Annotated in this window: 19 protein-coding genes and 1 pseudogene; 8 read left to right on the forward strand and 12 right to left on the reverse strand. The window is 45.6% G+C overall.

Going from position 1 to position 22,750, the window contains the following annotated elements:
• Window positions 1–2: 2 nt before the first annotated feature.
• On the reverse strand, window positions 3–995 hold the full coding sequence (locus B0680_RS06305; protein WP_078254249.1) for a polyprenyl synthetase family protein: 993 nt from the start codon (window positions 993–995) through the stop codon (window positions 3–5).
• Between the two features lie 275 nt (window positions 996–1,270).
• On the opposite strand from B0680_RS06305, the gene B0680_RS06310 reads away from it, so the two are divergent.
• Both B0680_RS06310 and B0680_RS06315 read left to right on the forward strand, forming a co-directional pair.
• Window positions 1,271–2,353, forward strand: coding sequence for a 3-deoxy-7-phosphoheptulonate synthase (locus tag B0680_RS06310; RefSeq protein WP_078254250.1), 1,083 nt, complete (start codon window positions 1,271–1,273; stop codon window positions 2,351–2,353).
• A gap of 167 nt (window positions 2,354–2,520) precedes the next feature.
• Window positions 2,521–3,228 carry a Smr/MutS family protein gene (locus tag B0680_RS06315; RefSeq protein ID WP_078254251.1) on the forward strand — a complete coding sequence of 236 codons (708 nt, stop codon included), beginning with the start codon at window positions 2,521–2,523 and terminating at the stop codon, window positions 3,226–3,228.
• Window positions 3,229–3,289: 61 nt separating this feature from the next.
• Here the strand turns inward: B0680_RS06315 and B0680_RS06320 are convergent, their stop codons facing one another.
• From B0680_RS06320 to glnK, 3 genes and pseudogenes are all read right to left on the reverse strand, one after another.
• A complete protein-coding gene (locus B0680_RS06320) occupies window positions 3,290–4,606 on the reverse strand; it encodes an NCS2 family permease (protein ID WP_078254252.1) in 1,317 nt (438 codons plus the stop codon).
• Window positions 4,607–4,826: 220 nt separating this feature from the next.
• Window positions 4,827–6,038 (reverse strand): annotated as a pseudogene (locus B0680_RS06325) (ammonium transporter); the annotation flags it as partial.
• Window positions 6,039–6,146: 108 nt separating this feature from the next.
• Complete coding sequence (gene glnK / locus B0680_RS06330; protein ID WP_078254254.1) at window positions 6,147–6,485, reverse strand: P-II family nitrogen regulator; 339 nt, start codon at window positions 6,483–6,485, stop codon at window positions 6,147–6,149.
• Window positions 6,486–6,778: 293 nt separating this feature from the next.
• Between glnK and lpxB the strand changes: the two genes are divergently transcribed.
• The 3 genes from lpxB to B0680_RS06345 all read left to right on the forward strand — a co-directional run bounded on the left by lpxB (window position 6,779) and on the right by B0680_RS06345 (window position 9,707).
• Window positions 6,779–8,035 carry a lipid-A-disaccharide synthase gene (gene lpxB, locus B0680_RS06335; RefSeq protein ID WP_078254255.1) on the forward strand — a complete coding sequence of 419 codons (1,257 nt, stop codon included), beginning with the start codon at window positions 6,779–6,781 and terminating at the stop codon, window positions 8,033–8,035.
• Window positions 8,032–8,772, forward strand: a complete 741-nt coding sequence (locus B0680_RS06340; RefSeq protein ID WP_228143760.1) for a ribonuclease HII — start codon at window positions 8,032–8,034, stop codon at window positions 8,770–8,772. The genes lpxB and B0680_RS06340 overlap by 4 nt, the downstream gene beginning before the upstream one ends.
• Before the next feature lie 173 nt (window positions 8,773–8,945).
• Window positions 8,946–9,707: a hypothetical protein gene (locus B0680_RS06345; protein ID WP_078254256.1), complete on the forward strand. Its 762-nt coding sequence runs from the start codon at window positions 8,946–8,948 to the stop codon at window positions 9,705–9,707.
• 78 nt (window positions 9,708–9,785) lie between these two features.
• On the opposite strand, the gene der is transcribed toward B0680_RS06345, so the two are convergent.
• The 8 genes from der to ndk form a co-directional block, all read right to left on the reverse strand.
• Window positions 9,786–11,204: a ribosome biogenesis GTPase Der gene (der, locus tag B0680_RS06350; protein WP_078254257.1), complete on the reverse strand. Its 1,419-nt coding sequence runs from the start codon at window positions 11,202–11,204 to the stop codon at window positions 9,786–9,788.
• A 105-nt stretch (window positions 11,205–11,309) separates the two neighbouring features.
• The gene (gene bamB, locus B0680_RS06355; protein ID WP_078254258.1) at window positions 11,310–12,479 is read right to left on the reverse strand and encodes an outer membrane protein assembly factor BamB; all 1,170 of its coding nucleotides are present in this window, start codon (window positions 12,477–12,479) and stop codon (window positions 11,310–11,312) included.
• A 72-nt stretch (window positions 12,480–12,551) separates the two neighbouring features.
• A complete protein-coding gene (locus tag B0680_RS06360; RefSeq protein WP_078254259.1) occupies window positions 12,552–13,394 on the reverse strand; it encodes a YfgM family protein in 843 nt (280 codons plus the stop codon).
• 60 nt (window positions 13,395–13,454) lie between these two features.
• Window positions 13,455–14,711: a histidine--tRNA ligase gene (hisS, locus tag B0680_RS06365; RefSeq protein ID WP_078254260.1), complete on the reverse strand. Its 1,257-nt coding sequence runs from the start codon at window positions 14,709–14,711 to the stop codon at window positions 13,455–13,457.
• Window positions 14,711–15,838, reverse strand: a complete 1,128-nt coding sequence (locus B0680_RS06370; protein ID WP_078254261.1) for a hypothetical protein — start codon at window positions 15,836–15,838, stop codon at window positions 14,711–14,713. Before B0680_RS06370 ends, hisS begins: the two co-directional genes overlap by 1 nt.
• 12 nt (window positions 15,839–15,850) lie before the next feature.
• Complete coding sequence (gene ispG, locus B0680_RS06375; protein ID WP_078254262.1) at window positions 15,851–16,969, reverse strand: flavodoxin-dependent (E)-4-hydroxy-3-methylbut-2-enyl-diphosphate synthase; 1,119 nt, start codon at window positions 16,967–16,969, stop codon at window positions 15,851–15,853.
• Between the two features lie 130 nt (window positions 16,970–17,099).
• Window positions 17,100–18,284 carry a 23S rRNA (adenine(2503)-C(2))-methyltransferase RlmN gene (gene rlmN / locus B0680_RS06380; RefSeq protein WP_078254363.1) on the reverse strand — a complete coding sequence of 395 codons (1,185 nt, stop codon included), beginning with the start codon at window positions 18,282–18,284 and terminating at the stop codon, window positions 17,100–17,102.
• Window positions 18,285–18,415: 131 nt separating this feature from the next.
• Window positions 18,416–18,847, reverse strand: coding sequence for a nucleoside-diphosphate kinase (gene ndk / locus B0680_RS06385; RefSeq protein WP_078254263.1), 432 nt, complete (start codon window positions 18,845–18,847; stop codon window positions 18,416–18,418).
• A 504-nt stretch (window positions 18,848–19,351) separates the two neighbouring features.
• Here ndk and B0680_RS06390 point away from each other — a divergent pair.
• The 3 genes from B0680_RS06390 to B0680_RS06400 all read left to right on the forward strand — a co-directional run bounded on the left by B0680_RS06390 (window position 19,352) and on the right by B0680_RS06400 (window position 22,737).
• Window positions 19,352–19,690 (forward strand): DUF485 domain-containing protein, encoded by a 339-nt coding sequence (locus B0680_RS06390; RefSeq protein WP_078254264.1) that lies wholly within the window; start codon window positions 19,352–19,354, stop codon window positions 19,688–19,690.
• Window positions 19,690–21,405 carry a cation acetate symporter gene (locus tag B0680_RS06395; protein ID WP_078254265.1) on the forward strand — a complete coding sequence of 572 codons (1,716 nt, stop codon included), beginning with the start codon at window positions 19,690–19,692 and terminating at the stop codon, window positions 21,403–21,405. Before B0680_RS06390 ends, B0680_RS06395 begins: the two co-directional genes overlap by 1 nt.
• 120 nt (window positions 21,406–21,525) lie before the next feature.
• Entirely contained in the window at window positions 21,526–22,737 is a 1,212-nt protein-coding gene (locus tag B0680_RS06400; RefSeq protein WP_078254266.1) for an MFS transporter, read from the forward strand.
• The last annotated feature ends 13 nt before the right edge of the window (window positions 22,738–22,750 follow it).

Raw genomic sequence — 22,750 nt, forward strand, 5'->3', positions numbered from 1 at the left:
GCTTATACCAAACGACTGCTTGCCAACTGGGTCAGCTGATACAGTCCATCACGATAGCGGTTATTTGGCAGGCTTGATAGCGCATCTTGGGCAAGCTTAGTTTCTTCCAATGCTCGTGCTTTGCAATAATCGAGCGCACCTGAACTTTGTACCAGTGCAATCAGCTCGCCTGCATCGTCCACTTTACCGGTCTGTACAGCGATACGCAGTTTGTCATAATCGGCGCTGTTGTTATTTTTTAGAATTTCTAATGTTTTGATGATTGGCAAAGTTGGCTTACCTTCTGCCAAATCATCGCCCAAATTCTTACCCATCACTGCCGCATCACCGCTAAAATCCAGCACATCATCAATCATCTGAAAGGCATTACCAAAATGATAGGCAAACGCCCCAAGCGCATCCAGATGCTCATCACGACCTTGTAAAATCGCAGCGCCCTTGGTCGCCATCATAAACAGGCGTGATGTCTTGCCATCGATGATTTGTAGGTAATCATCTTCTACCGTCTCAGGATTGTGCTGATGTTGTAGCTGCAGCACTTCACCTTCGGCAATATCACAAGTGCCATCACTAAATAGCTTAAGTAGTGGCAGATTATTAAAACCTACCAACAAATTAAACGAGCGAGCAATCAGATAATCCCCGACAAGCACCGCTGTGGCATTATCCCAAGTAGCGTTCGCTGTCGGGCGACCACGACGCAATCCTGATGCATCAATGACATCATCATGCACAAGCGTGGCGGTATGCAGCATCTCGGTAATCGCCGCTAGTTGCATCGCTTGCTCACTTTGGACATCGGCAAGCATTCGCGCGGTCAGTAGCGTAATCAAGGGGCGCATACGCTTACCGCCTGCGTCGATGACGTGCTTTGAGACACTCATCACCAGTTGCACTTTTGAATTAAGACTACCAAAAACCTGCTTATCCATAATCGCAAAGTCGTCAGCGACGATGGCTTGAATGTCGGCATAAGTGGGAATAGAAGCTGTCATATAGGCACGCCAAAAAAAATCTAACAAAAAATTTACCGTATCATACCATATCACGCCGTGTTACTCAAAAATCTTGCACGATGTTTTTGTGAAATTCGCTAAATTTGTTTAAAAATTAGCCAGTTGGTTTGCTTAGAACAATTTTTCATAACTAATTGTTATATTTTCATACACAATTTAGCCAGCTAACACTTGTAATACAAGTCAAGTACAGGCATAATGTTGTCTTTGAATAAATTGTGGCATCTTAGCCAATATTGACGGAAAGCCAAGTTATGAGCCAAACAAGCACCCAAAACACAGAAATCGACGACGTGAACATCGAAAAAATCATTCCACTGATTACCCCAAGCAGCCTAAAAGCCGAATTACCGCTATCTGACACCGCCTATCAAACCGTATTAAACGGTCGTAAAGTCGTGCAAAACATCCTAGATGGTATCGATAAGCGCATCTTGGTCGTCGTCGGCCCTTGTTCTATCCATGACACCGTAGCCGCTCATGAATATGCCGATAAATTAAAGGTGCTTGCAGATGAGCTAAAAGATGAGTTATTCATCGTGATGCGTGTATATTTCGAAAAACCACGCACCACCACAGGTTGGAAAGGTCTTATCAATGACCCTGATATGAACGACAGCTTTGATATCGAAAAAGGTCTGCATATCGCTCGTAAGCTACTGCTTGAGCTGAACGAAAAAGGTCTGCCATGCGCCACCGAAGCACTTGACCCGAACACCCCACAATATATGCAGGACCTAATCAGCTGGTCAGCCATCGGTGCGCGCACCACCGAGAGCCAAACGCACCGTGAGATGAGCTCAGGTCTATCTTGCCCAGTTGGCTTTAAAAACGGTACGGATGGCAGTATGACCGTTGCTGTCAATGCCATGCAAGCGGTGCAATCAGGTCATAGCTTCTTAGGCTTATCAAGTGATGGTCAAGTCGCTATCATCAAATCAAAAGGCAACAAATACGCCCATGTGGTGTTGCGTGGTGGTAATGATAAGCCAAACTATGATGAAACTGCCGTCGCCGCTGCCGAAAATGAACTCGCCAAAGGCAAAACCAATGGCAAAATCATGATTGACGCCAGCCACGCCAACAGTGGCAAAGACCCATACCTACAGCCAATGGTCATCAGCAATGTCGCCGGTCAAATCGCCAAAGGCAACAAATCTATCATGGGTCTGATGATTGAAAGCCATCTAAAAGGCGGTCGCCAAAACATCCCTGCCGACCTATCACAGCTAGAATACGGCAAGTCAGTCACTGATGGCTGCCTAGATTGGGAGGCGACTGTTGAGACACTGCGTAGCTTTGCTAAAGAAGTTAAAGAACATTTGCCAAATCGCTGATTGGGCAACTTTGCAATACTTTTAGAAGTATTTTGATAAGGCAAAACCGTCATTCGTGGCGGTTTTTGCGTTATGGCGTTATAATAGCCGAACAATCGCTTGATTCACCCAATTTTTGATTAACCAATTCACATTGCCAATTTATCAACTTAAACAACGAGCACCCCATGAGTAATCCTAGTTTTAAAGATTTATTATCCAAAGAATTTCGTGACAATCTTAAAAATCTCGCCAAACCATCAACCAAGCCCGAGAGCGATACAGGCAAGCCCACCGACCCTGTTTGCCTTATGAATGTCAAACAAGTCGCTGGCGAAGTCAAACGCTTCAATCACGATGCCATCGACGAAGACAAAGTGCTGTTTATGCAGGCGATGAGCGGTGTCGCCCCACTCAAAACCGATGCCGTCGTCAGCCACTGCCCCGCCAAAGCCGATGAGAACGCCCTGCGTCGTCGCGCTGCTGCCGAAGGTGGCGAAGAGCTGCTTGGTGCTAATCTATCCGATATGCAAGCCCTACTTAACCCTGTGGCAGGCGAAGCGTATTTGTCGTACAAAAATCCAACCTTGCAGAACAAGATTTTTGAGCAATTAAAACAAGGCAAACTGCGCTGGTATGATGCGGTGGATTTGCACGGCTCAAGCATCGAAGACGCCCGCAATGCGGTACAAACCATCATCGCCAATGCCCTATCAAATGGTGAAACTGTGGTCAAAATCGTACACGGCAAAGGCAAAGACGCCATCATCAAAACCTGCGTCAATGGCTGGCTACGCCAAATCAGCGATGTCATGGCATTCGTCTCCGCCCCCGCCAATGACGGTGGCAACGGTGCAGTACTTGTACTACTAAAGAAAAAGAAACTGGATAAATAAGTAAAAAATCACCCCAAAAGCACTAACCTTTGGGGTGATTTGCTATGGATAATGGCTAAGTTTAGCCACCAAACATGGCAAATTTAAATACCCACAATGCGGCGATAATCCACACCATATACGGTACGCTCTTTGCCTTGCCTGTCAATAGCTTGATGAGCGCATAGCTGATAAAGCCCATCGCAATGCCATCAGCAATCGAATAAGTCAACGGCATAAATACGATGGTCAAAAATGCAGGCGCCGCTTCGGTGATATCCGACCAGTCAATATCAAGAATGCCTTGAATCATCAAAATAGCGATGAACAGTAGCGCAGGTGCAACTGCAAAGCCCGGAATCGACTGTGCCAATGGTGCTAAGAATAGACAGCCCAAGAACAGCAGTGCCACCACCACAGTGGTCAAGCCTGTGCGACCACCTGCCGCCACGCCTGATGCTGATTCGATGTATGGCGTGGTTGATGATGTGCCAAGTGCCGCACCTGCGACAATCGCTGCCGAGTCGGCAAATAAGGCACGCTTGAGTCGTGGTAATTTACCATCAACCAGCAGACCTGCACGATAAGACACGCCTACCAAAGTCCCTGTCGAGTCGAACAAATCCACCAAGAAAAACACAAAAATCACGCCAATCAGACTTGCGGTAAACAGCCCATCAAAATCCATCTGCATAAAGGTCGGCGCAAGTGATGGCACTTCGCCCACGATGCCTTGAAATTCATTATGCCCTGTCAAGGTTGATAGTGCAGTCACCACCAAAATACTGATGATAATCGCACCTGTCACACGAAAATGATGCAACACAATCATCATCAAAAAGCCCAAAAAGGCATACAGCACTTGTGGGGATTTCATATCGCCAAGCTGTACCAAAGTGAACTGATTGGCGACGACGATGCCTGATTTTTGAAAGGCGATAAACGCCAAAAATAGCCCGATACCGCCACCGATGGCAAGCTTTAATGACATCGGAATCGCATTGACAATCTGCTCACGGATGCTCAATACACTGATGATAAAAAACACCACGCCCGAGACGAACACCGCCGCCAATGCCGTCTGCCACGGCACTGCCATCGCCCCAAGGCACACGGAGGCAAAATAAGCATTGAGCCCCATACCCGGCGCTAAAGCAATCGGATAATTTGCCAATAGCCCCATGACCAGACAGCCAATCGCCGCCGCCAAACAGGTCGCCACAAAAATCGCCCCATGATCCATCCCTGTCTCTGATAGGATGATTGGGTTGATGATCATGATGTAGCACATGGTCAAAAATGTGGTCAAACCAGCAATGGCTTCGGTTTTGACGGTCGTGCCATTGACTGATAAGTGAAATAATTTTTCAAAGAAACTTGAAGAATGTGAACTTGACATAAGCCAACCTTAAAATTAAAAAGAGCCATCATCAAGCAAATGCTCAATTTAGCTCCCCAATGCAGTCATTTGATCGTTAATCAGTTGATAAGTTACAATCGAGCAATATGATAGCACACTTTGATTAACAATACATCTTGTTATCATATTTAAGACTATCCGCCAATACAAACACCATTTAAGCATCTGCCTAAATGGTGTTGGTTTGGGTTAATTGCGATTAATCCGCAATTTTTTCGCCATGGATCGCTAGGTCAAGACCTTGATATTCATCTTCGGCATCGACACGCAGACCGATGGTGTATTTGATTGCAAGACCAATGATGGCAGTCATCACAGCACTATAAGCAATGGTAGCTAGTACGCCTTCGATTTGTAGCCATAGCTGAGATGCCATGCTGACATTTGCTGCATCAGGATAAATCTCAGTGCTAACGAACACCCCAGTCAAGACCGCACCAACGATACCGCCCACGCCATGCAGACCGAACGCATCTAGGCTATCATCAATGCCCAAGCGACGCTTGCCGTATTGAATCATCAAGAAACACGCCACCGCAGTCAAGACACCGATAGCCAGCGCACCTGAAACATCCACAAAACCTGCCGCAGGGGTGATACCTACCAAGCCTGCGATCGCACCTGATGCACCGCCCAACGCTGACGCCTTGCCACGAGCGAAGTATTCGCACACCATCCAAGCGATTGCACCGATTGCCGCTGCCACTTGTGAGACAACGAGCGCCATCGCTGCACTGCCATTAGCACCCAGTGCCGAGCCGCCATTAAAGCCAAACCAGCCAACCCACACAAGACCTGCACCAATCAAAGTCAATGACAAGTTTGCCGGTGCAAGATTGCCTTTGCCATAGTCTTTACGCTTGCCAAGCAGCGCCGCTAACACAAGACCTGCCACACCAGCATTGATATGCACCACAGTACCACCGGCAAAGTCAAGCGCATCGCCAGTCAGCCAGCCGCCACCCCATACCCAGTGGCAAATCGGCGCATACACAAGCAACACCCAAGCTGCCGAGAACCACATAAAAGCACCGAATTTGATACGCTCAGCCAATGACCCTGCCAAAATCGCCACCGTAATCACCGCAAAGGTCAATTGGAAAATCACGAACAAAATCACAGGAATCGTACCGCTGACATCATCGAGCCCAACGCCTGCTAACATGGTATTGGCAAAGCCGCCGACAAAGGCATTCATACTCCCTTCAGAAAACGCCAGCGAATACCCAAGCACCACCCACAGCACCGACACCACCGCCGTCGCCCCATAGCTATGCATCATGGTTGAGAGAATGTTTTTCTTACGCACCATCCCTGCATAAAACAGCGCAAGCCCCGGCAAAGTCATCATCAGCACCAACGCTGTCGAGACCAGCACCCACGCTGTATCACCGGTATCTAGCACATCTTCGGCAAATGCCACATTCGACATCCCCAAAAGTCCAAGTCCCAATAAGGCTGATTGCCACTTTCTTAACGCTTTCATTTGCTACCCCTTTTGCATTTGATTTGTCTGAGTTTATAAAGCTGCTTCATCCATCTCACCGGTGCGAATGCGAATGACTCGCTCAAGTGGTGTCACAAAAATCTTACCATCGCCGATACGACCAGTATTCGTTGATTGCATAATTACTTCGATGACTTGATCGACCATCTCATCGGTTGTGGCGATTTCAATCTTTACTTTTGGCAAAAAATCCACCACATATTCAGCACCACGATACATCTCGGTATGACCTTGCTGACGACCAAAACCCTTGACTTCGGTGGCGGTGATGCCTTGCACGCCAATCTCAGATAAGCCTTCACGGACTTCATCGAGCTTGAAAGGCTTGATGATTGCACTGATTAGCTTCATGACTTTCTCCTATTGCTTCTTAGTAGCTTTGTAACTTTGTGTAACTTGTTTGTTGTTACATAGTATGCAAAATTTCCATGCAAATGAAAAACGGTTTATTTTTATAAAAAAAGCTTTATTTATCATTTTTTCTTATGTTTTAATAATTATAATTATTCAATATTATTTCTTATGTTTTTATATGTTTTATTAATATATAAATTTTGGCGATGTTGCGTGGATAATTTGGGATAAAAATTGCATAAAATGGGCAATCTGCTACAATAACGCTTAGTCTTTTTAAAGGTCTTTTTATGACAAGCACCACTCTTCCCGTCAAGCCACTCACCATCGGTATCGTCGCAGGCGAAGTCTCAGGCGATGCACTTGGTGCGGATTTTATGCAAAAAATGAACGCCATCCATCCACACATCCGCTGGGTCGGTGTCGGTGGCACGCAGATGGCGGCACAAGGGCTTGATTCGGTGATACAGATGTCACGCCTATCAGTGATGGGCCTGGTAGAAGTCGTCAAGCATCTACCAGATTTACTTCGTGCAAAAAAAGAGATTTTGACGGCGTTTGATGACGCCAAGATTGATGTGTTTGTTGGGATTGATGCGCCTGATTTTAATCTGCGACTGGGCAAAGTGCTTAAGCCAAAAGGCGTGTACTCTGTGCAATACGTCAGTCCATCGGTGTGGGCATGGCGCGAAAATCGCATTCACGGCATCAAGGCAGCGACTGATTTGGTGCTGTGCCTATTTCCTTTTGAGCTTGATGTCTATGCCAAGCACGAGCACCCTGCCGTCTGCGTCGGTCATCCACTACTTGCCAAGCTATCTGCCGACACCCGAGCACAGGCTGATAAGCGTGCCGAGCTGATTAATGCGTTACCGCAGTTTACTGATTTGACAAAGCTGATGACCGCCAAACAAGTGATTTGTCTGATGGCTGGCTCTCGCACATCAGAGATTAATGCCATCTTGCCACTATTGATTGACAGTGCCAAATTATTGGCAAATCAGCAGGCAGATTGTCAGTTTATCCTACCTGTGGTCAGCCAAGTACACGCCCAATTGGTGCAAGCCTATTGCCAAACACACGCTGGTGAATTGGCAGATAGTATTCATATTGTGCATAATGATGGTCAATTTTTATACACATCTAATTTGGGGCTAAGCCAAGCTTGTATGAATATCAGCGATGTCGTACTACTTGCATCAGGCACAGCAACGCTTGAGTGTCTACTGCTTGAGCGTCCGATGGTGGTAGTGTATAAAGTCAGTGCGATGACCTATGCCATCGCCAAACGACTGGTCAAAATCCCTTATGTCAGCCTGCCAAACATTCTATCACATCAGCAAATCGGTCAAGCCATCGTGCCTGAGCTCATCCAAGCCGATGCTACAGCGATGGCAGTGAGTGAGCAGGCACAGATAATTTTGGCGGATACAACCAAGCAAACCACCAAGCTACACCAAACAGCCAAGACACTGCGAGCCGATAGTCATGCCAATCCTGCACAGGCGGTGCTTGATGGATTTTATAAAAATAAGGCGGTCTTATGATGACTTACCCTCTTGAGCAGCTTTGCACCACCACTACCAAAGCTGATGCCAAGCCCATCACAGGCTCACAGCTTGTCATCGGTGTCGATGAAGTGGGTCGTGGGGCGTTATTTGCCAATATGACCGTGTGTGCGGTGATTTTGCCCGATGAGCTGACAGGTCTGTTTGGTGAAATTGATTTGAGCGATACACCGCTTAAACTACTCAACGACAGCAAAAAACTCACCGAAAAACGCCGTGAAAGCTTGTTTGAGCCGATTAAGGCACTAGCTCTAGATTATGCCATCGTCGATGTACCACGAGCAGTGATTGATACGATTAATATCTCAAAGGCAACGATGCTTGGGATGCGCCTTGCGATGACAAGCCTAATTGCCAAGCATGGACTGTCTAATGATACCGCCCTTTTGGTGGATGGTAATGAATTTCCTACGCTTAGCGATAGCTGTACAACCCGCTTTTATCATCAACAGACGATGGTCAAGGGCGATGCCACGCACACCACCATCGCCTGCGCCAGTATTCTTGCCAAAGTACATCGAGATCGGCAAATGATCGCCTACGGTGCAAAGTATCCTGAATATCGCATCGACAGTCATAAAGGCTATCTGACTGCCGTGCACAAGGCCGCCATCATGACACACGGGATTTTGCCCGAGCATCGACGCAGTTATATGCCGATTACACAGCTGTATCGAGATGGCTTTGTGAATAATGCTTATTGGGTGGATGACTGATTGTTTTTAATTTTTTGGAATTTATAACAGTTGCAACCCATATTCATTCAAGTAACTATAATTTTATCTTACTACTCTGATGTTGGCATTTTGTAATTATTCTAGTATCAAGTTTTTTTAATATCGCAAAAACAGATATAATACAAGCCCTCCACATTTAACTTAGGATTAATATGTCTATATTGCACAAACCAAAACATATTGCATTGGGTCTAGTTGCCACATTGAGTGCGGCTGCTATTTGCCTGTCATCAACTGCACACGCCCAAAACCGAGTTTCAGTCGGCGATAGCATTGCTGAAGGCTTTCCAAAATCCTCAAAAACTGTTCCAAATGGTGTGACGCATCGCTTTGCAAAACATAGCAAAACACCACCTGTTATTCTAAAAGAATACATTCCTGCTGCCAAACGCAGTGGCGCATTACAAGGCGCTTCGGTATTTTTATCGACAGGGCTTTCGAATTTTTCATACGGCTTCTACGGCGGCGATGCCAAACGTGCACAACTTGAAGAAACCATCTTTAATCAAATCAAAGAGCTAAATGATGGCGGTGCAGCCATGGTGATGGTACTTGGCGTTGCTGAAGACTTTGATTCTAAAAAAGGTACTTCGACCAAAATCATGAAAAAAACAAATTCACATCAGCCAACTGATGAAGGCGCTGAGATGAATGCATGGTTGGCTAATATTGTTGCCAAGGCTGTTAATCAAGGTTTGAAAGCGCAGTTCTTGGGTGCAATCCCTGCCGCTGAGACTTTTGATGACGTACATGCCAAGACTTCATGGTATAGCACTGTAGTTTGGAATTATGGCGATAGCAGTGAATCGACTGGTGTTATGAGCAATTCAGCCACAACTGTAGATGATGTAAAAATTCCAGCAACTTTGAATATTGATGTCAAAAAAAGTATTGTAACTTCAACTGGTAATTAAACCACACTCTGATTAAGTCAATTCTCATTCAATAAAATTACGACAGTTAAATTTAACTGTCGTAATTTTATTATATTATCAACGTTTTTTCTCAGCACGCTTAAACTTTTGAATGCGTTTTTTCTCACGCATGAGCTTCGCTTTGTTTTTGACCACAGGATTTTTCTTGCCTTCGTATGGGTTGGCGTTTTGCTTAAATTCCACATGAAGTGGCGTGCCTTCAAGCTTAAACACATTGCGATAGACATTTTCAAGATAACGTTGGTAGCTCTTTGGCAGTGCTTGGGTTTGGTTACCATGAATGACAATCACCGGTGGATTATGCCCGCCAAGGTGCGCATAACGAAGCTTGATACGGCGACCCGAGACCATCGGCGGTGGATGGTTGGCAACGGCATCTTCTAGGATGCGGGTTAGCTGATTGGTTGATACCTTGAACATAGATGCATCGTATGCCTTATGAATCGATGGATACAGATTACCTACGCCATTACCATATAGGGCTGAAATCAGATGAATCTTCACCCACGGCACAAAGTTAAATCGACGATCAATCTCAATCTTGACGATATCTTTTTGTTCTTGGGTTAGACCATCCCATTTGTTGATCGCCACAACAATCGCACGACCAGCATCGAGCGCATAGCCAAGCATATGCAAGTCTTGATCGACGATGCCTTCTTTGGCATCAATGACTACGACGACGACATTAGCATCTTTGATGGCTTGTAGGGTTTTGACCACCGAGAATTTTTCGACTTTTTCATCGATACGACCACGACGGCGCACGCCTGCGGTATCGATGAGCACATAATTTCGCCCTTCACGCTCAAACGGAATATAGATACTATCCCGAGTCGTTCCTGGCATATCAAAGACCACGACACGCTCTTCGCCAAGCAGGCGATTGACCAGCGTGGATTTGCCGACATTGGGACGACCAATGATGGCAAGCTTGAGCGCCTTGTCATCGAGCTCATCGGCTTCTTCATCTTCAGGCATATCTGCTGTCAAGGCTTCAAGTAGGTTATTCACCCCCTTGCCATGACTTGCTGCCATCGGGAATGGTTCGCCAAAGCCAAGTGCAAAAAACTCTGCCGATGACGCTTCATGTACGCCATCCATCTTGTTCGCCACCAAAAATACTGGCTTGCCAAGGCTATGCAAAAAGCGAGCGATTTCGCTATCCGCACCAATCATCCCCACACGAGCATCAACGACGAACACCACGATATCGGCTTCATGGATGGCAGTATAAGACTGCGTCGCCATGTAGTCATCGATATTGCCCGAGCCATCGTCCATCTCGCCGATACCGCCCGTATCGACGACGATGAAAGATTTATTCTCATAATGTGCATCACCGTATTGACGGTCACGGGTCAAGCCTGCCAAATCTGCCACCAAGGCTTGACGGCTTTTGGTTAGCTGATTGAATAAGGTGGATTTGCCAACATTGGGGCGACCAATCAAGGCAACGACAGGTTTGATGCTCATAATTTACTCTTTATTAAATCTAATAATAAAACTGATAATTGGTTAAAATAGCAAAACCTTTGCCGTCTTTTGACGACAAAGGATGGTTAATTGCTGTTGATAAAATTAAAACTGCCAAACGCTCACAACGCCGTTGGCGCTTTGGGCATATAGGCGATTGCCGATGGCTTGTAGGCTTGTCAGTTCATTTTTGGCATCGACACGGCTGATGATTTTACCCGTATTATCCAAAATATGCACCACGCCATCTTTATCACCGACTGCGATGTACTGACCGATTGCTACAGGATTGGTTAGCCCACGGAATTTCAGCTCGCTATTTTTCCAAAGTTCTTCACCGCTTAGGCGATTGAACGCCACGATTTCACCATCGACATTCGTACCAATCAATGCCGAGCCAAGCACAGTCAAGGTGTTGGTGCTGGCAAGCTCACTGACAAACATTGTGCGACCTGTTGCCATATCATAGCCCACCACTTGTCCGCTATAAGCTGTGGCGTATAGATGATTGCCTGCGACGATTGGTGCGCCATCGACATCACGCAGTTTGGCGATATCGCCCGAACCTGTCGCTAGACCGACACGGCGTACCCAAGCAGGTGAACCTGTGGCAATATCAATGGCGTGGATACGACCGTCAGATGCACCAACCAACGCAGTCTTGGCATCGACCAAAATCGGCTTTGCCATACCACGAATGCTGACAGTCGGTGCTTGGGTGGTGTACTGCCAATCAATCGCACCTGTGGCAAGGTTTAGTCCATAGATGACGCTACTGTTGGTTGATACGACCACTTTGCCACCGCTAATCAGCGCAGGGGCTAGGCTTGCTGATGGTAATTGTGCCGTCCAGCGTGTTTGACCGCTCGCCACATCTAGGGCGACGATTTTGCCTTGTCGAGTACCGACGACAACGGTATCATTGGATACTGCAACACCACTGGTGATGGCATCATTGACATTGCTACTCCAAGCAGTCTGACCATGACTGATGGCTGATACCACACCGCCACGACTCGCAGCGATGAAGCCTTCAGCAGTTGGTGCAACTTGCAAATCCACCACATCTTTGGCTTTGGCTTTATTACGCTTAAAAGTTGAAGTGCCTTGCTCAAGCTTGATGCTAGACACTGGGCTAAGGACTGCAACTGGTGCTTCTAATTTAACAAGCTTAGCAGGCTTGCGTGGGTCTTTTTCGATAATTTTGCCACCACAACCAACCATCACTACTGCCATCGTGGCAACTAAAGCCGTTTTTACAAAACCTTGATACATATCATATCCTTGTTAATCACATAAAATGCATATAATAAAATACATCTTATTATAAAGCGATGTTACTAAGCACTAATTGCCCGTTTGTGTAGTTTGTGTTTCAGCTGTCGCTGCTTGTTCGGTTGCTGGCTGTTCAGCGGTTTTTTCAGCCGTTTGCTCATCAGCTTTTGCTGTCGCAACTGGTGTTGCCACGATTGCAGGTGTTTCAATTGGCTCAACCGTTACGCCGAGCGATTGTAGTTTTAGGCTAAGCACGGCACGATTTTCTTGGCGTTCACGCAGTGCATCCCAAGCCGTTTGATAAGCTTTTTTGGCGTTTTCGGTATCATTTTTGGCAAGATAAATATCACCGAGCAGCTCTTGGCGTGATGCTTCAAAGGCTTTTGGCATGGTTTCATTAGCTACCGCAAGCGCACCATCCACATCTTTATTGGCAAGCATCGCACGAGCATAGCGTAGCTTGGTCATGGTCAATAAGCCTTCATCATCAAGCTTAATTGTCGTTGCTTGATTAAGCGTCGTTACCGCACCTGCCAAATCATCATTATCCGTCTGATGGCGTGCCTTAATCATCAGTGCCTGCCACGCATAAGCGGTGTCGCCATGCGTCGCTACCAATGCATCAATATCAGCAAATAGCTTAGCTTCGTCATCGGCAAGCTGTTTTTTGGCAGCATCATCCAATGATGGATTGATGGCGGTTTGAACCAACTGCTCATCATGAGCTGCAATGCCCGTGTACATATCAGCTGCGACGGTATCAACTTTGGCATAATGCTTTTGGTAATATTGCCAACCAAAAAAGATGACCAATACCGCAATCACCGCATAGACGATTTTTTCGCCATGCATCTTAAGCGCCATAAGCGATGATTTATCCGCAAATTGTTTGTTGTCGTTCGAACTGTCTGTCATTGTTATACTCTAAAGTGAATTTCAAGCCATTATAGCATATCGCATTATCGCTGTCGCCAATTATGCAAAATAATAGGTCATAGGCAATCGTTGCTGCTCGCCCGTTGCCATCGTCTTGACGGTGATTTCACCTGCGCCCACTTCATCTTCGGCGATGATGACGGTATGCGTCGCACCGGATTTGTCTGCTTTTTTCATCTGCGCTTTTAGGCTTGTAGCGCTTGCCATTTTGACGCGCAAGGCAGGCTGTGCTGCTCGTAGTGCATTAGCATACTGCACGCCGTGGATAAAGTAATCAGGATGGGCAATGACAAAGACATCGCAGTCGCTTTGTGGTGCAAATGGATTTACCACTTCGATAAGCAATAATAATCGCTCAAGCCCCATCGCAAAGCCTACCGCAGGCTCAGACTGCTCAGGCTTACCCTTAATCACGCCAATCAAGCCATCATAACGACCACCGCCACAGACGGTCGCTTGTGAACCAAGCTTATCCGTCACCCATTCAAAAACGGTCTTGTTATAATAATCCAAACCACGCACCAGCTTCTCATTAATCTCAAAGCCAATGCCAAGCGCTGTCAGATATGCCTGCACTTGTGCAAAATGCGATTTGGTCGCTTCACCCAAAAATTCACCGAGCTTTGGTGCATTTTGCAAAATTGCTTGGGTTTTATCATCTTTTGAATCTAGGATGCGTAGCGGATTGGTGCTTAGGCGGCGCTGTGAATCTTCGTCCAGACTGTCTTTGTGCGCCGTCAGATACTCAACCAATGCCGCCTTATACGCCATACGCTCATCAGCTTCGCCTAGCGTGTTTAGCTGTAGCGTCACTTCATGGTCGATGCCTAGCACCTGCCACATACGATGCGTCATCGCGATCAGCTCAGCATCGGCATCAGGCAGCTCACTACCAAAGCACTCCACACCTAACTGATGAAACTGACGATAGCGTCCTTTTTGTGGGCGTTCGTAGCGGAACATCGGGCCGATATACCACAGCTTTGGCGTATCGCCACGAGTCAGATTATGCTCAACGACCGCACGCACTGCACCTGCCGTCCCTTCAGGGCGTAATGTCAATGGGGTTGGCGGTTCGCTTTTATCAAAAAAGCTGTACATTTCTTTTTCGACAATGTCGGTCGCTTCGCCCACACCACGGGCAAATAGCTGCGTTTCTTCGACAATCGGCAAGCGGATTTGGCTAAAGCCGTAGCTGTCTAGCACGCTGATTAATTTGGCTTCTAGGCGACGCCAATTTGGGCTGTCGCTTGGCAGCACATCATTAAAGCCTTTGATGGCGGTAATTTTACTCATCAGGTTTCCTTATTATTCTCTGCAAAGGTATGTAGCAAATAATCAATCATTTCATTTTCTGAAAAAGTCTTATCAAACAAAATTTTGCACTTCTCCAAGCTTTTTCTCTTAGATGAAAAGTCAGAGATGATTTCAAGAAATTGTTCAAAAGTAGGATTAGTTTCAGCTAACTCATTCATGACTGAATAATCTAACTTTTCTCTATATCGCGCAGGTGATAAGATGCTACTTTGATAAACATTATCCAAATCAAGTTCAATTATCCCAATTCCAAAACTTTGGCTTAATTTTTTTAATGCTTCAAGAAATTTAACATCACGATCCACATTGATTGCTACCAAATAGCCTTCATTTGCCCAACTTGAATTACTAACCGCTTGAAAGAAATACTCTTTGTAGTTGCTAAAATTCAAGCTAGTTTTGATTTCAAATGAATAAATCTTGATTGGTATTGTATCAAAAGTTTTTATAAAACTTAATACAAACTCATTTTGGTAAATAATATGTTCAAAATTTACCGCAACCATATCTGGGTAGAGCCACTTATTCTTTCCACGAATACTTTTTTGGCTTGACTCATGCAAAATTGTCTTTGTGTAAACTTTAAAATATTCATGATGACCAAGAAAATAGCTAAGAACGGGGTGTAAAGCTCTTTCATTCTCGGTATTAAATCTGTTGCTATACCGCAAGTGCTCCTGATCAAATCTTGCTAATTCATCAATCTCACCACTGCCAGGCTCGTGCGAGAAACTGGCATCTGCTGATGGATTTTTAAAAGCCTCAATAATTCTTGACTGTAATTTTTGTTGTTTGGTAATTTTTTTATCTCGAACATAGTACAGTACAATCCGCTCTACAATCGCTTCACTATATGCATAACGCTCTATTTGCTTTACAATTTTTTGAGCAGTATCGCCCGAGATCACATTTGGAAACTCATCCAAATACTGCAACACCGCTTTAGGCAATCCTGCAAAAGCCATCAATCTATAATATTTTTGCCTACTAATACCAAGATTTTCGCATAAGTCAGTTACATTTGTTAAGCCGCTTTGCTCAACTTCCTTTAGTAAGGATAAGAATTGTTCATATTCAACAATCTTTCTTAGTTTAGATTCAGACATTTTCAACCCAAATCAGCCTTGCACACGCAAAATCTCATTGGCACGAGCTTCTTGGATTTCTTTGACTTGCGCACGAACCATAGTTTCAATCTCATCGACAAGCTTAGTAGAGTCAATCAAATGGCTCTTCGCACCATTACGGTACACTAGGCTATTTGGGCTGGCACCGACGACACCGATGGTCGCTTCTTTGGCTTCACCCGGCCCATTGACTTTACAGCCAATCACCGACAAATCAATCGGTTCACGCACATCTTCTAGGCGTGCTTCAAGCTCATTCATCACTCGGATGACATCGAACTCTTGACGGCTACAGCTTGGACAAGCGATAAAATTCACGCCATTTGAGCGGATGCCAAGCGATTTTAGGATATCAAAGCCAATCTTAATTTCTTCTTCAGGCTCAGCAGCAAGCGAGATACGCATGGTATCGCCAATGCCATCAAGGAGCAGTCCACCAAGTGCAATCGCCGATTTGACCGTGCCGGTACGATACACGCCTGCTTCGGTCACGCCCAAATGTAGCGGATTATCAATCTGCGCCGAAATCAAGCGATACGCATCTAGCGTCAAAAAGACATTGGATGCTTTGACCGAGATTTTATAATTTTGAAAATCCAATTTTTCCAAAATATCAATATGACGCAGTGCTGATTCTAGCATCGCTTCACCCGTTGGCTCGCCGTATTTTTTTTGCAAGTCTTTTTCGAGCGAGCCTGCATTCACCCCGATACGAATCGGCACATTATGATGGCGAGCCGCCGCCACGACTTCACGCACTTTGGTATCGTTGCCGATATTACCCGGATTGATGCGTAAGCAGTCTGCACCAGCATCCGCCACCGCCAAAGCAATCTTATAATCAAAATGAATATCAGCAATGAGTGGCACGCTGACTTGTTTTTTGATTTCGGCAAAGGCTGCCACACTCTCCATCGTCGGCGTGGACACACGCATCAAATCAGCCCCTGCATCGACACAGCGCTGAATCTGTGCGACCGTCGCCGCCACATCGCAGGTGTTGGTATTGGTCATACTCTGCACGCTGATGGGTGCATCACCACCGATGGCGACATTACCCACATAGATTTTTTTGGTTGGGCGGCGTTTGATTGGATTATGTGCTGACATAGTTACCACACTTTTTTATTGTTAAGTTGGATGATATAGATGATGTCACAGAAAGTGGTTGCCATTAGTCATTCTAACAATCTTTGATGGCTTTGGCAATTTGGCGATATCTATCTGACTCATCTGAATCTCATTGAGTTTGTTGGCGTTTTTCGATACTTTCTTGCCATTTTTTGGCTCGGCGTGTCCGGTCCGCCACTTGTCCGACCAACTGCCCACACGCTGCATCAATATCATCGCCACGAGTCTGACGAATGGTACACACAAAGCCTGCATTATTTAGAATATTGCTAAACGCATGAATGCGGTTGTTGCTTGAGCGGTCATATGGCGCGTGTGGAAATGGATTAAACGGAATTAAGTTAATCTTACTTGGCAAATCCTTAAGCAGTGCTACAAGCTGTCTTGCGTGCTCATCACTATCATTGACCCCTGATAGCATCACATATTCGATGGTGACGTGTTTCTTATGACGGGGATTTTCGTCATAGACATAAGCTTTGGCAGCGGCGATGAGCTCTGATAGCGGATATTTTTTGTTAATGGGTACAAGCTCATTGCGTAGCTCATCATTGGGTGCGTGCAGACTGATGGCAAGCGCCACATCGATGTCTTTGGCTAGGTCGTACATCTTTGGCACGACGCCTGATGTCGAGAGCGTTACACGGCGTTTGGATAAGCCAAAGGCATGGTCATCAAGCATCAGCGACATCGATGCCACCACAGGCTCATAGTTGAGCAGCGGCTCGCCCATGCCCATCATCACCACATTGGTGACACGGTTCTCACGCTCGGTCGGGGCGACATCTTCCATATAGGACTGATTCGCCACCCACAGCTGTCCGATAATCTCGCTCGGTGTCAAATCTCGCTCAAAACCTTGCTTACCTGTACTACAAAATGAGCAATCCAGCGCACAGCCAACTTGACTTGAGATGCACAAAGTCTTACGCCCAAACTGCTTATTGTCATCAGCAGGAATCAGCACCGTCTCAACCAGTGACCCGCCTGCCACTTCAAAGACCCATTTACGCGTACCGTCTTGGCTAAATTCCTTGTATTTTACCGTTGGCGGTGTCACGCAGGCAGTGTCATGTAGGCGTTGTTGCAGTTTTTTTGAGATATTAGTCATCTCAAAAAAATCAGTCACGCCAAATTGATAAATCCACTTCATCACCTGCGTCGCTCGAAACGGCCTTTCACCAATCGACACAAAAAAAGCCGCAAGCTCATCTTTTGACATACCCAAAAGATTGATTTTATTGGTCGTATCGCTTGTGGTATCAGGCGTATGAATGACAGGAATTTTGTTCACAGATGGACTCATCAAGTATTGGATTAAAAATCAGAATATTATACTAAAGTTTTGCACCAAAGTCATAATAAATACACAAAAAAAGCAACCACCGATTGGCAGTTGCTTTTTGAATTGGTCAAACGACCAAATTAGCGAGTGCGTGGGAAAATCTCGTCCGCACCAAAGAAGTAAGCGATTTCACGCTCAGCAGAAGCTACAGAGTCAGAGCCGTGTGCTGCGTTCTCATCGATGCTTACCGCAAAATCTGCACGGATAGTACCAGCAGCAGCTTCTTGTGGGTTGGTCGCACCTAGGATATCACGGTGTGCAAGTACTGCGTTTTCGCCTTCTAGGACAGATACCACGACTGGGCCTGAAGTCATGAATGCCACTAGGTCAGCAAAGAAACCACGCTCTTTGTGCTCAGCATAGAAGCCTTCTGCTTCTGCTTGAGTTAGGTGCTTGTATTTCATCGCAACAGGCTTAAGGCCAGCTTTTTCAAAACGAGCAACGATGTCGCCGATGTGGTTTTTGCCAACTGCGTCTGGCTTGATGATAGATAAAGTACGTTCGATAGCCATGGGAATATCCTTGATTGCTAATGGTTAAGGGAAAAATAAGTTGTGATGATTATACCAATTTTTTGGGCAATTTACAGCCTTTTACCAAAAAATATTTGCATTATTATTACTTATTAATCATACATTAATAGTAAGAATGTTATATTATACAATTATTCTTTGAAATAAAAACTTAGTATTCCGCCTTTGCATGAAATAATTTTGTACAAATTTATGGTTTGTCTAGACAAAATAAGTGTAGCAATGTTCACTAGATTATGCTAGTATTGCCACGTTATTAACATACTTGTTGTATTTGCTTGACGGTTAATATCGATGAGTGCCTAGCGGTTTGGACGTTCATCACCTTGCCCTATCCATGATAAGATATTGATTTATTTGATGTAATTTACTTCTTAAGTATAGGCAGTACCGATATGTTTAATAATAAGCGATAATGATTATCTCTTTTTTAGTTATAACCTATGGCAAATTGATTGCCAATGGATTTCATGGAGAAAGGTTATGGATGAGGTTCAAGTCAAGAGAATTCTTGAAAACCCAAAATTTAAAACACTGGTAGCCAAAAAACGCAATTTAAGCTGGAGCTTAACGGCGTTAATGTTATTTATTTACATTGGCTTTACATTATTAGTGGCATACAACCCTGAATTTCTGCGCACCTCTATCTCAGGCGGCGTCATTACTTGGGGTATTCCTTTGGGGATTGGCGTGATTGTCATGTCATTTGTACTATGTGGCGTCTATTCTTTTGTCGCTAACAACTCATTTGACAAACTCAATCAAGAAGCCATGGATGAGGTTGAAGCAATCACCCACAGCAAAGGAAAAGGAGATGCCTAATGAAATTTTCTCACATCAAAGCATGGTCGGCACTAGCATTGACCACGCTGATGACCAGCCCAGCATTCGCTGCTGCCCTAGAAGGTGAAGCAGAAAAACAAGCCACCAACTGGACCGCCATCATCATGTTCGGTATCTTTGTTGGCTTTACTCTATTCATCACCAAATGGGCTGCCAAGCAAACCACCTCTGCCAAAGATTTCTACACCGCAGGTGGTGGTATCTCTGGTTTCCAAAACGGCCTAGCGATTGCTGGTGACTATATGTCAGCGGCGTCATTCCTAGGCATCTCGGCGATGGTATTTGCATCAGGTTATGACGGTCTTTTGTACTCACTAGGCTTTATGGTGGGTTGGCCAATCGTTCTATTCTTGATTGCTGAGCGTCTGCGTAACCTAGGTAAATACAACCTATCTGACGTAGTCTCGTTCCGCCTAGACGAAAAACCAGTGCGTACGATGGCTGCCTATAGCTCGCTTGTGGTTGTGGCATTCTATCTCATCGCTCAGATGGTCGGTGCAGGTCAGCTTATCAAGCTACTATTTGGTTTGGATTATAACATCGCTGTAATCATCGTCGGTCTATTGATGATGGCATATGTTATCTTCGGTGGTATGCTTGCAACCACTTGGGTACAAATCATCAAAGCAGTTATGCTGCTATCAGGCGCATCTTTCATGGCATTTATGGTGATGAACCATGTCGGCTTTAGCTTCTCTGAGATGTTCTCAAAGTCTATCGATGTCTTTGCACAAGTGCACAACAAAGCACCTGAAGAAGCTGCCAAAATCATGGGCCCAACCAGCCTTGTTAAGACCCCAATCGATGCTATCTCATTAGGTCTGGCATTGATGTTCGGTACTGCAGGTCTGCCACACATCTTGATGCGTTTCTTCACTGTATCTGACGCTAAAGAAGCTCGTAAATCAGTGGTTGTTGCTACAGGTTTCATCGGCTACTTCTACCTATTGACCTTCATCATCGGTTTTGGTGCTATTCTACTTGTTTCACAAAACCCAGCTTATATCGATGCAGCGAAAATGGCAGTCAGTGGCAAGCTTGAACTGCTTGGCGGTAACAACATGGCAGCGATTCACCTAAGTCATGCTGTCGGTGGTGACTTGTTCTTAGGCTTTATCTCAGCTGTGGCATTTGCAACCATCTTGGCGGTTGTTGCTGGTCTAACACTATCTGGCGCATCAGCCATCTCGCATGACCTATATGCTAACGTTTATCGCAAAGGCAAAACCACCCCAGAATCTGAGCTAAAAATGTCAAAAATCGCCACTCTTGGCCTGGCAATCCTAGCGATGGTATTGGGTATCTTGTTCGAGAAACAAAACGTGGCATTCATGGTTGGTCTAGCATTCGCTGTTGCAGCTTCTGCTAACTTCCCAGTACTAGTACTATCTATGTTCTGGAAAGGTTTGACTACTCGTGGTGCGGTCATTGGTGGCTTTGCTGGTCTAATCAGTGCAGTTATCCTAATCGGTCTAACCAAAGCAGTTTGGGTAGATACACTAGGTCTAGGCACTGAGCCTGTCATCAACATGAGCAACCCTGCAATCTTCTCAATGGCATTGTCATTCATCTGCGCATGGTTCTTCTCAGTGACTGATAAATCAGCTCGTGCTGCTGCTGAGAAAAAAGCATTTGACCAACAGTTTGTTCGCTCTATGACTGGTATCGGTATCTCTGGTGCATCTGACCACTAATTGATAACCGACCAAACACCAAAAGCTCTCGATGATTCGGGGGCTTTTGTTTTGTGCCTTTTTCATGGCTATCTGATGCATTTCACGCTATAATGGGTGTTTTTTTGCCCACTTCCTGCCATGCATTTACCCAAGTCGCTCACCCGCCACCCTGCTGTCGCCAATTTTAACCAAACCGTTTGGGCGATGCTCTCAGGCAGTTTTGTGGTGCGTATCAGCTACTTTATGTCGTGGCCATTTTTGATTATCGTGCTCAATAATAACCCCAGCGCATCTGCAATGGGCGTGGGGATTATTTTGGGATTTTCGGCAGGTGTTGCGGCATTATCGGCGGTCTATGTCGGCTATTTGGCGGATAAATTTGGCGAAAAGCCCCTGTTGATGACAGGCTGTCTCGTTGGCATGGTGTGCTATGTGCTATTGCCCTTTGCTAGTAGCTTTTGGCAGTATTTTGCCATCATGGCACTACTTGGGCTTGTGCGTCCGCTCGTCGAAGTCGTCGGCAAGACCATCATGTGCAATCAGCTTGCCAAGCCATCAGATCGTGAAACCGCACTGTATATCCGCTATTTTTTGATCAATGTTGCTGGTGCTATCGGGCCACTGCTTGGGCTGTGGGTGGGACTTCGCCATGCCGATAGCTTATTTACGCTCACAGGCATTGCTTATTTTTGCTTTTGTATTTGGATTTATCGTCTGATTAGTAGCACGCGCCATGTGCGTACAGAAGCCTTGCCAAACTTTAAAAGCACGCTCAATGTCATCCGCCAAGATTTGCTGTTTTTGACCTTGCTTATTGCCATCTTTTTGATTCTTATCGTCTATTCACAGGCGAGCGCTACCGTGCCGCAGCTGATCACTGCACTCATGGGTGATGATGCAGCACAGCTGATTGTGCTTTTGACTGTGGTGAACTGCATGACGGTCGTCGTGCTACAATTTCCATTATTAAAATTATTCAGACGACTACACATCAGTGCTCGCACGCAGATTGGGCTTGCGTGCTTATTGTCTGCACAAGTCTTATTCCTACTGATGGATCAGCAGTCGATATTGGCGTGGGCGGTGGCGTTTTTTGTATTTAGCCTTGCTGAAGTCATCGTCATCCCCACCATCAGCGTGCATATTGATAGCTTTGCAAGGCCCGGTTTGCGTGGCAGTTATTTTGGGGCTGCAGCATTTAGTGAACTTGGCAATGCTTTAGGCCCGATGTTCGGCGCTTTTATGATTAGCCAATTTTCAGATACGCATTATTTTGTGGCGACGACGACAATCTGCGTGATTTTGATGATGATTTATGGCGTGATTTGGTATAAGCAAACAAAATATTAGCAAGCATTTATCG

The organism is Moraxella pluranimalium, assembly GCF_002014825.1.
GTDB lineage: Bacteria > Pseudomonadota > Gammaproteobacteria > Pseudomonadales > Moraxellaceae > Moraxella > Moraxella pluranimalium.

Coding starts and splice junctions, on each gene's coding strand:
- B0680_RS06305 (WP_078254249.1), bottom strand. CDS start 995: ATGACAGCTTCTATTCCCACTTATGCCGACATTCAAGCCATCGTCGCT.
- B0680_RS06310 (WP_078254250.1), top strand. CDS start 1,271: ATGAGCCAAACAAGCACCCAAAACACAGAAATCGACGACGTGAACATC.
- B0680_RS06315 (WP_078254251.1), top strand. CDS start 2,521: ATGAGTAATCCTAGTTTTAAAGATTTATTATCCAAAGAATTTCGTGAC.
- B0680_RS06320 (WP_078254252.1), bottom strand. CDS start 4,606: ATGTCAAGTTCACATTCTTCAAGTTTCTTTGAAAAATTATTTCACTTA.
- glnK (WP_078254254.1), bottom strand. CDS start 6,485: ATGAAGCTAATCAGTGCAATCATCAAGCCTTTCAAGCTCGATGAAGTC.
- lpxB (WP_078254255.1), top strand. CDS start 6,779: ATGACAAGCACCACTCTTCCCGTCAAGCCACTCACCATCGGTATCGTC.
- B0680_RS06340 (WP_228143760.1), top strand. CDS start 8,032: ATGATGACTTACCCTCTTGAGCAGCTTTGCACCACCACTACCAAAGCT.
- B0680_RS06345 (WP_078254256.1), top strand. CDS start 8,946: ATGTCTATATTGCACAAACCAAAACATATTGCATTGGGTCTAGTTGCC.
- der (WP_078254257.1), bottom strand. CDS start 11,204: ATGAGCATCAAACCTGTCGTTGCCTTGATTGGTCGCCCCAATGTTGGC.
- bamB (WP_078254258.1), bottom strand. CDS start 12,479: ATGTATCAAGGTTTTGTAAAAACGGCTTTAGTTGCCACGATGGCAGTA.
- B0680_RS06360 (WP_078254259.1), bottom strand. CDS start 13,394: ATGACAGACAGTTCGAACGACAACAAACAATTTGCGGATAAATCATCG.
- hisS (WP_078254260.1), bottom strand. CDS start 14,711: ATGAGTAAAATTACCGCCATCAAAGGCTTTAATGATGTGCTGCCAAGC.
- B0680_RS06370 (WP_078254261.1), bottom strand. CDS start 15,838: ATGTCTGAATCTAAACTAAGAAAGATTGTTGAATATGAACAATTCTTA.
- ispG (WP_078254262.1), bottom strand. CDS start 16,969: ATGTCAGCACATAATCCAATCAAACGCCGCCCAACCAAAAAAATCTAT.
- ndk (WP_078254263.1), bottom strand. CDS start 18,847: ATGGCTATCGAACGTACTTTATCTATCATCAAGCCAGACGCAGTTGGC.
- B0680_RS06390 (WP_078254264.1), top strand. CDS start 19,352: ATGGATGAGGTTCAAGTCAAGAGAATTCTTGAAAACCCAAAATTTAAA.
- B0680_RS06395 (WP_078254265.1), top strand. CDS start 19,690: ATGAAATTTTCTCACATCAAAGCATGGTCGGCACTAGCATTGACCACG.
- B0680_RS06400 (WP_078254266.1), top strand. CDS start 21,526: ATGCATTTACCCAAGTCGCTCACCCGCCACCCTGCTGTCGCCAATTTT.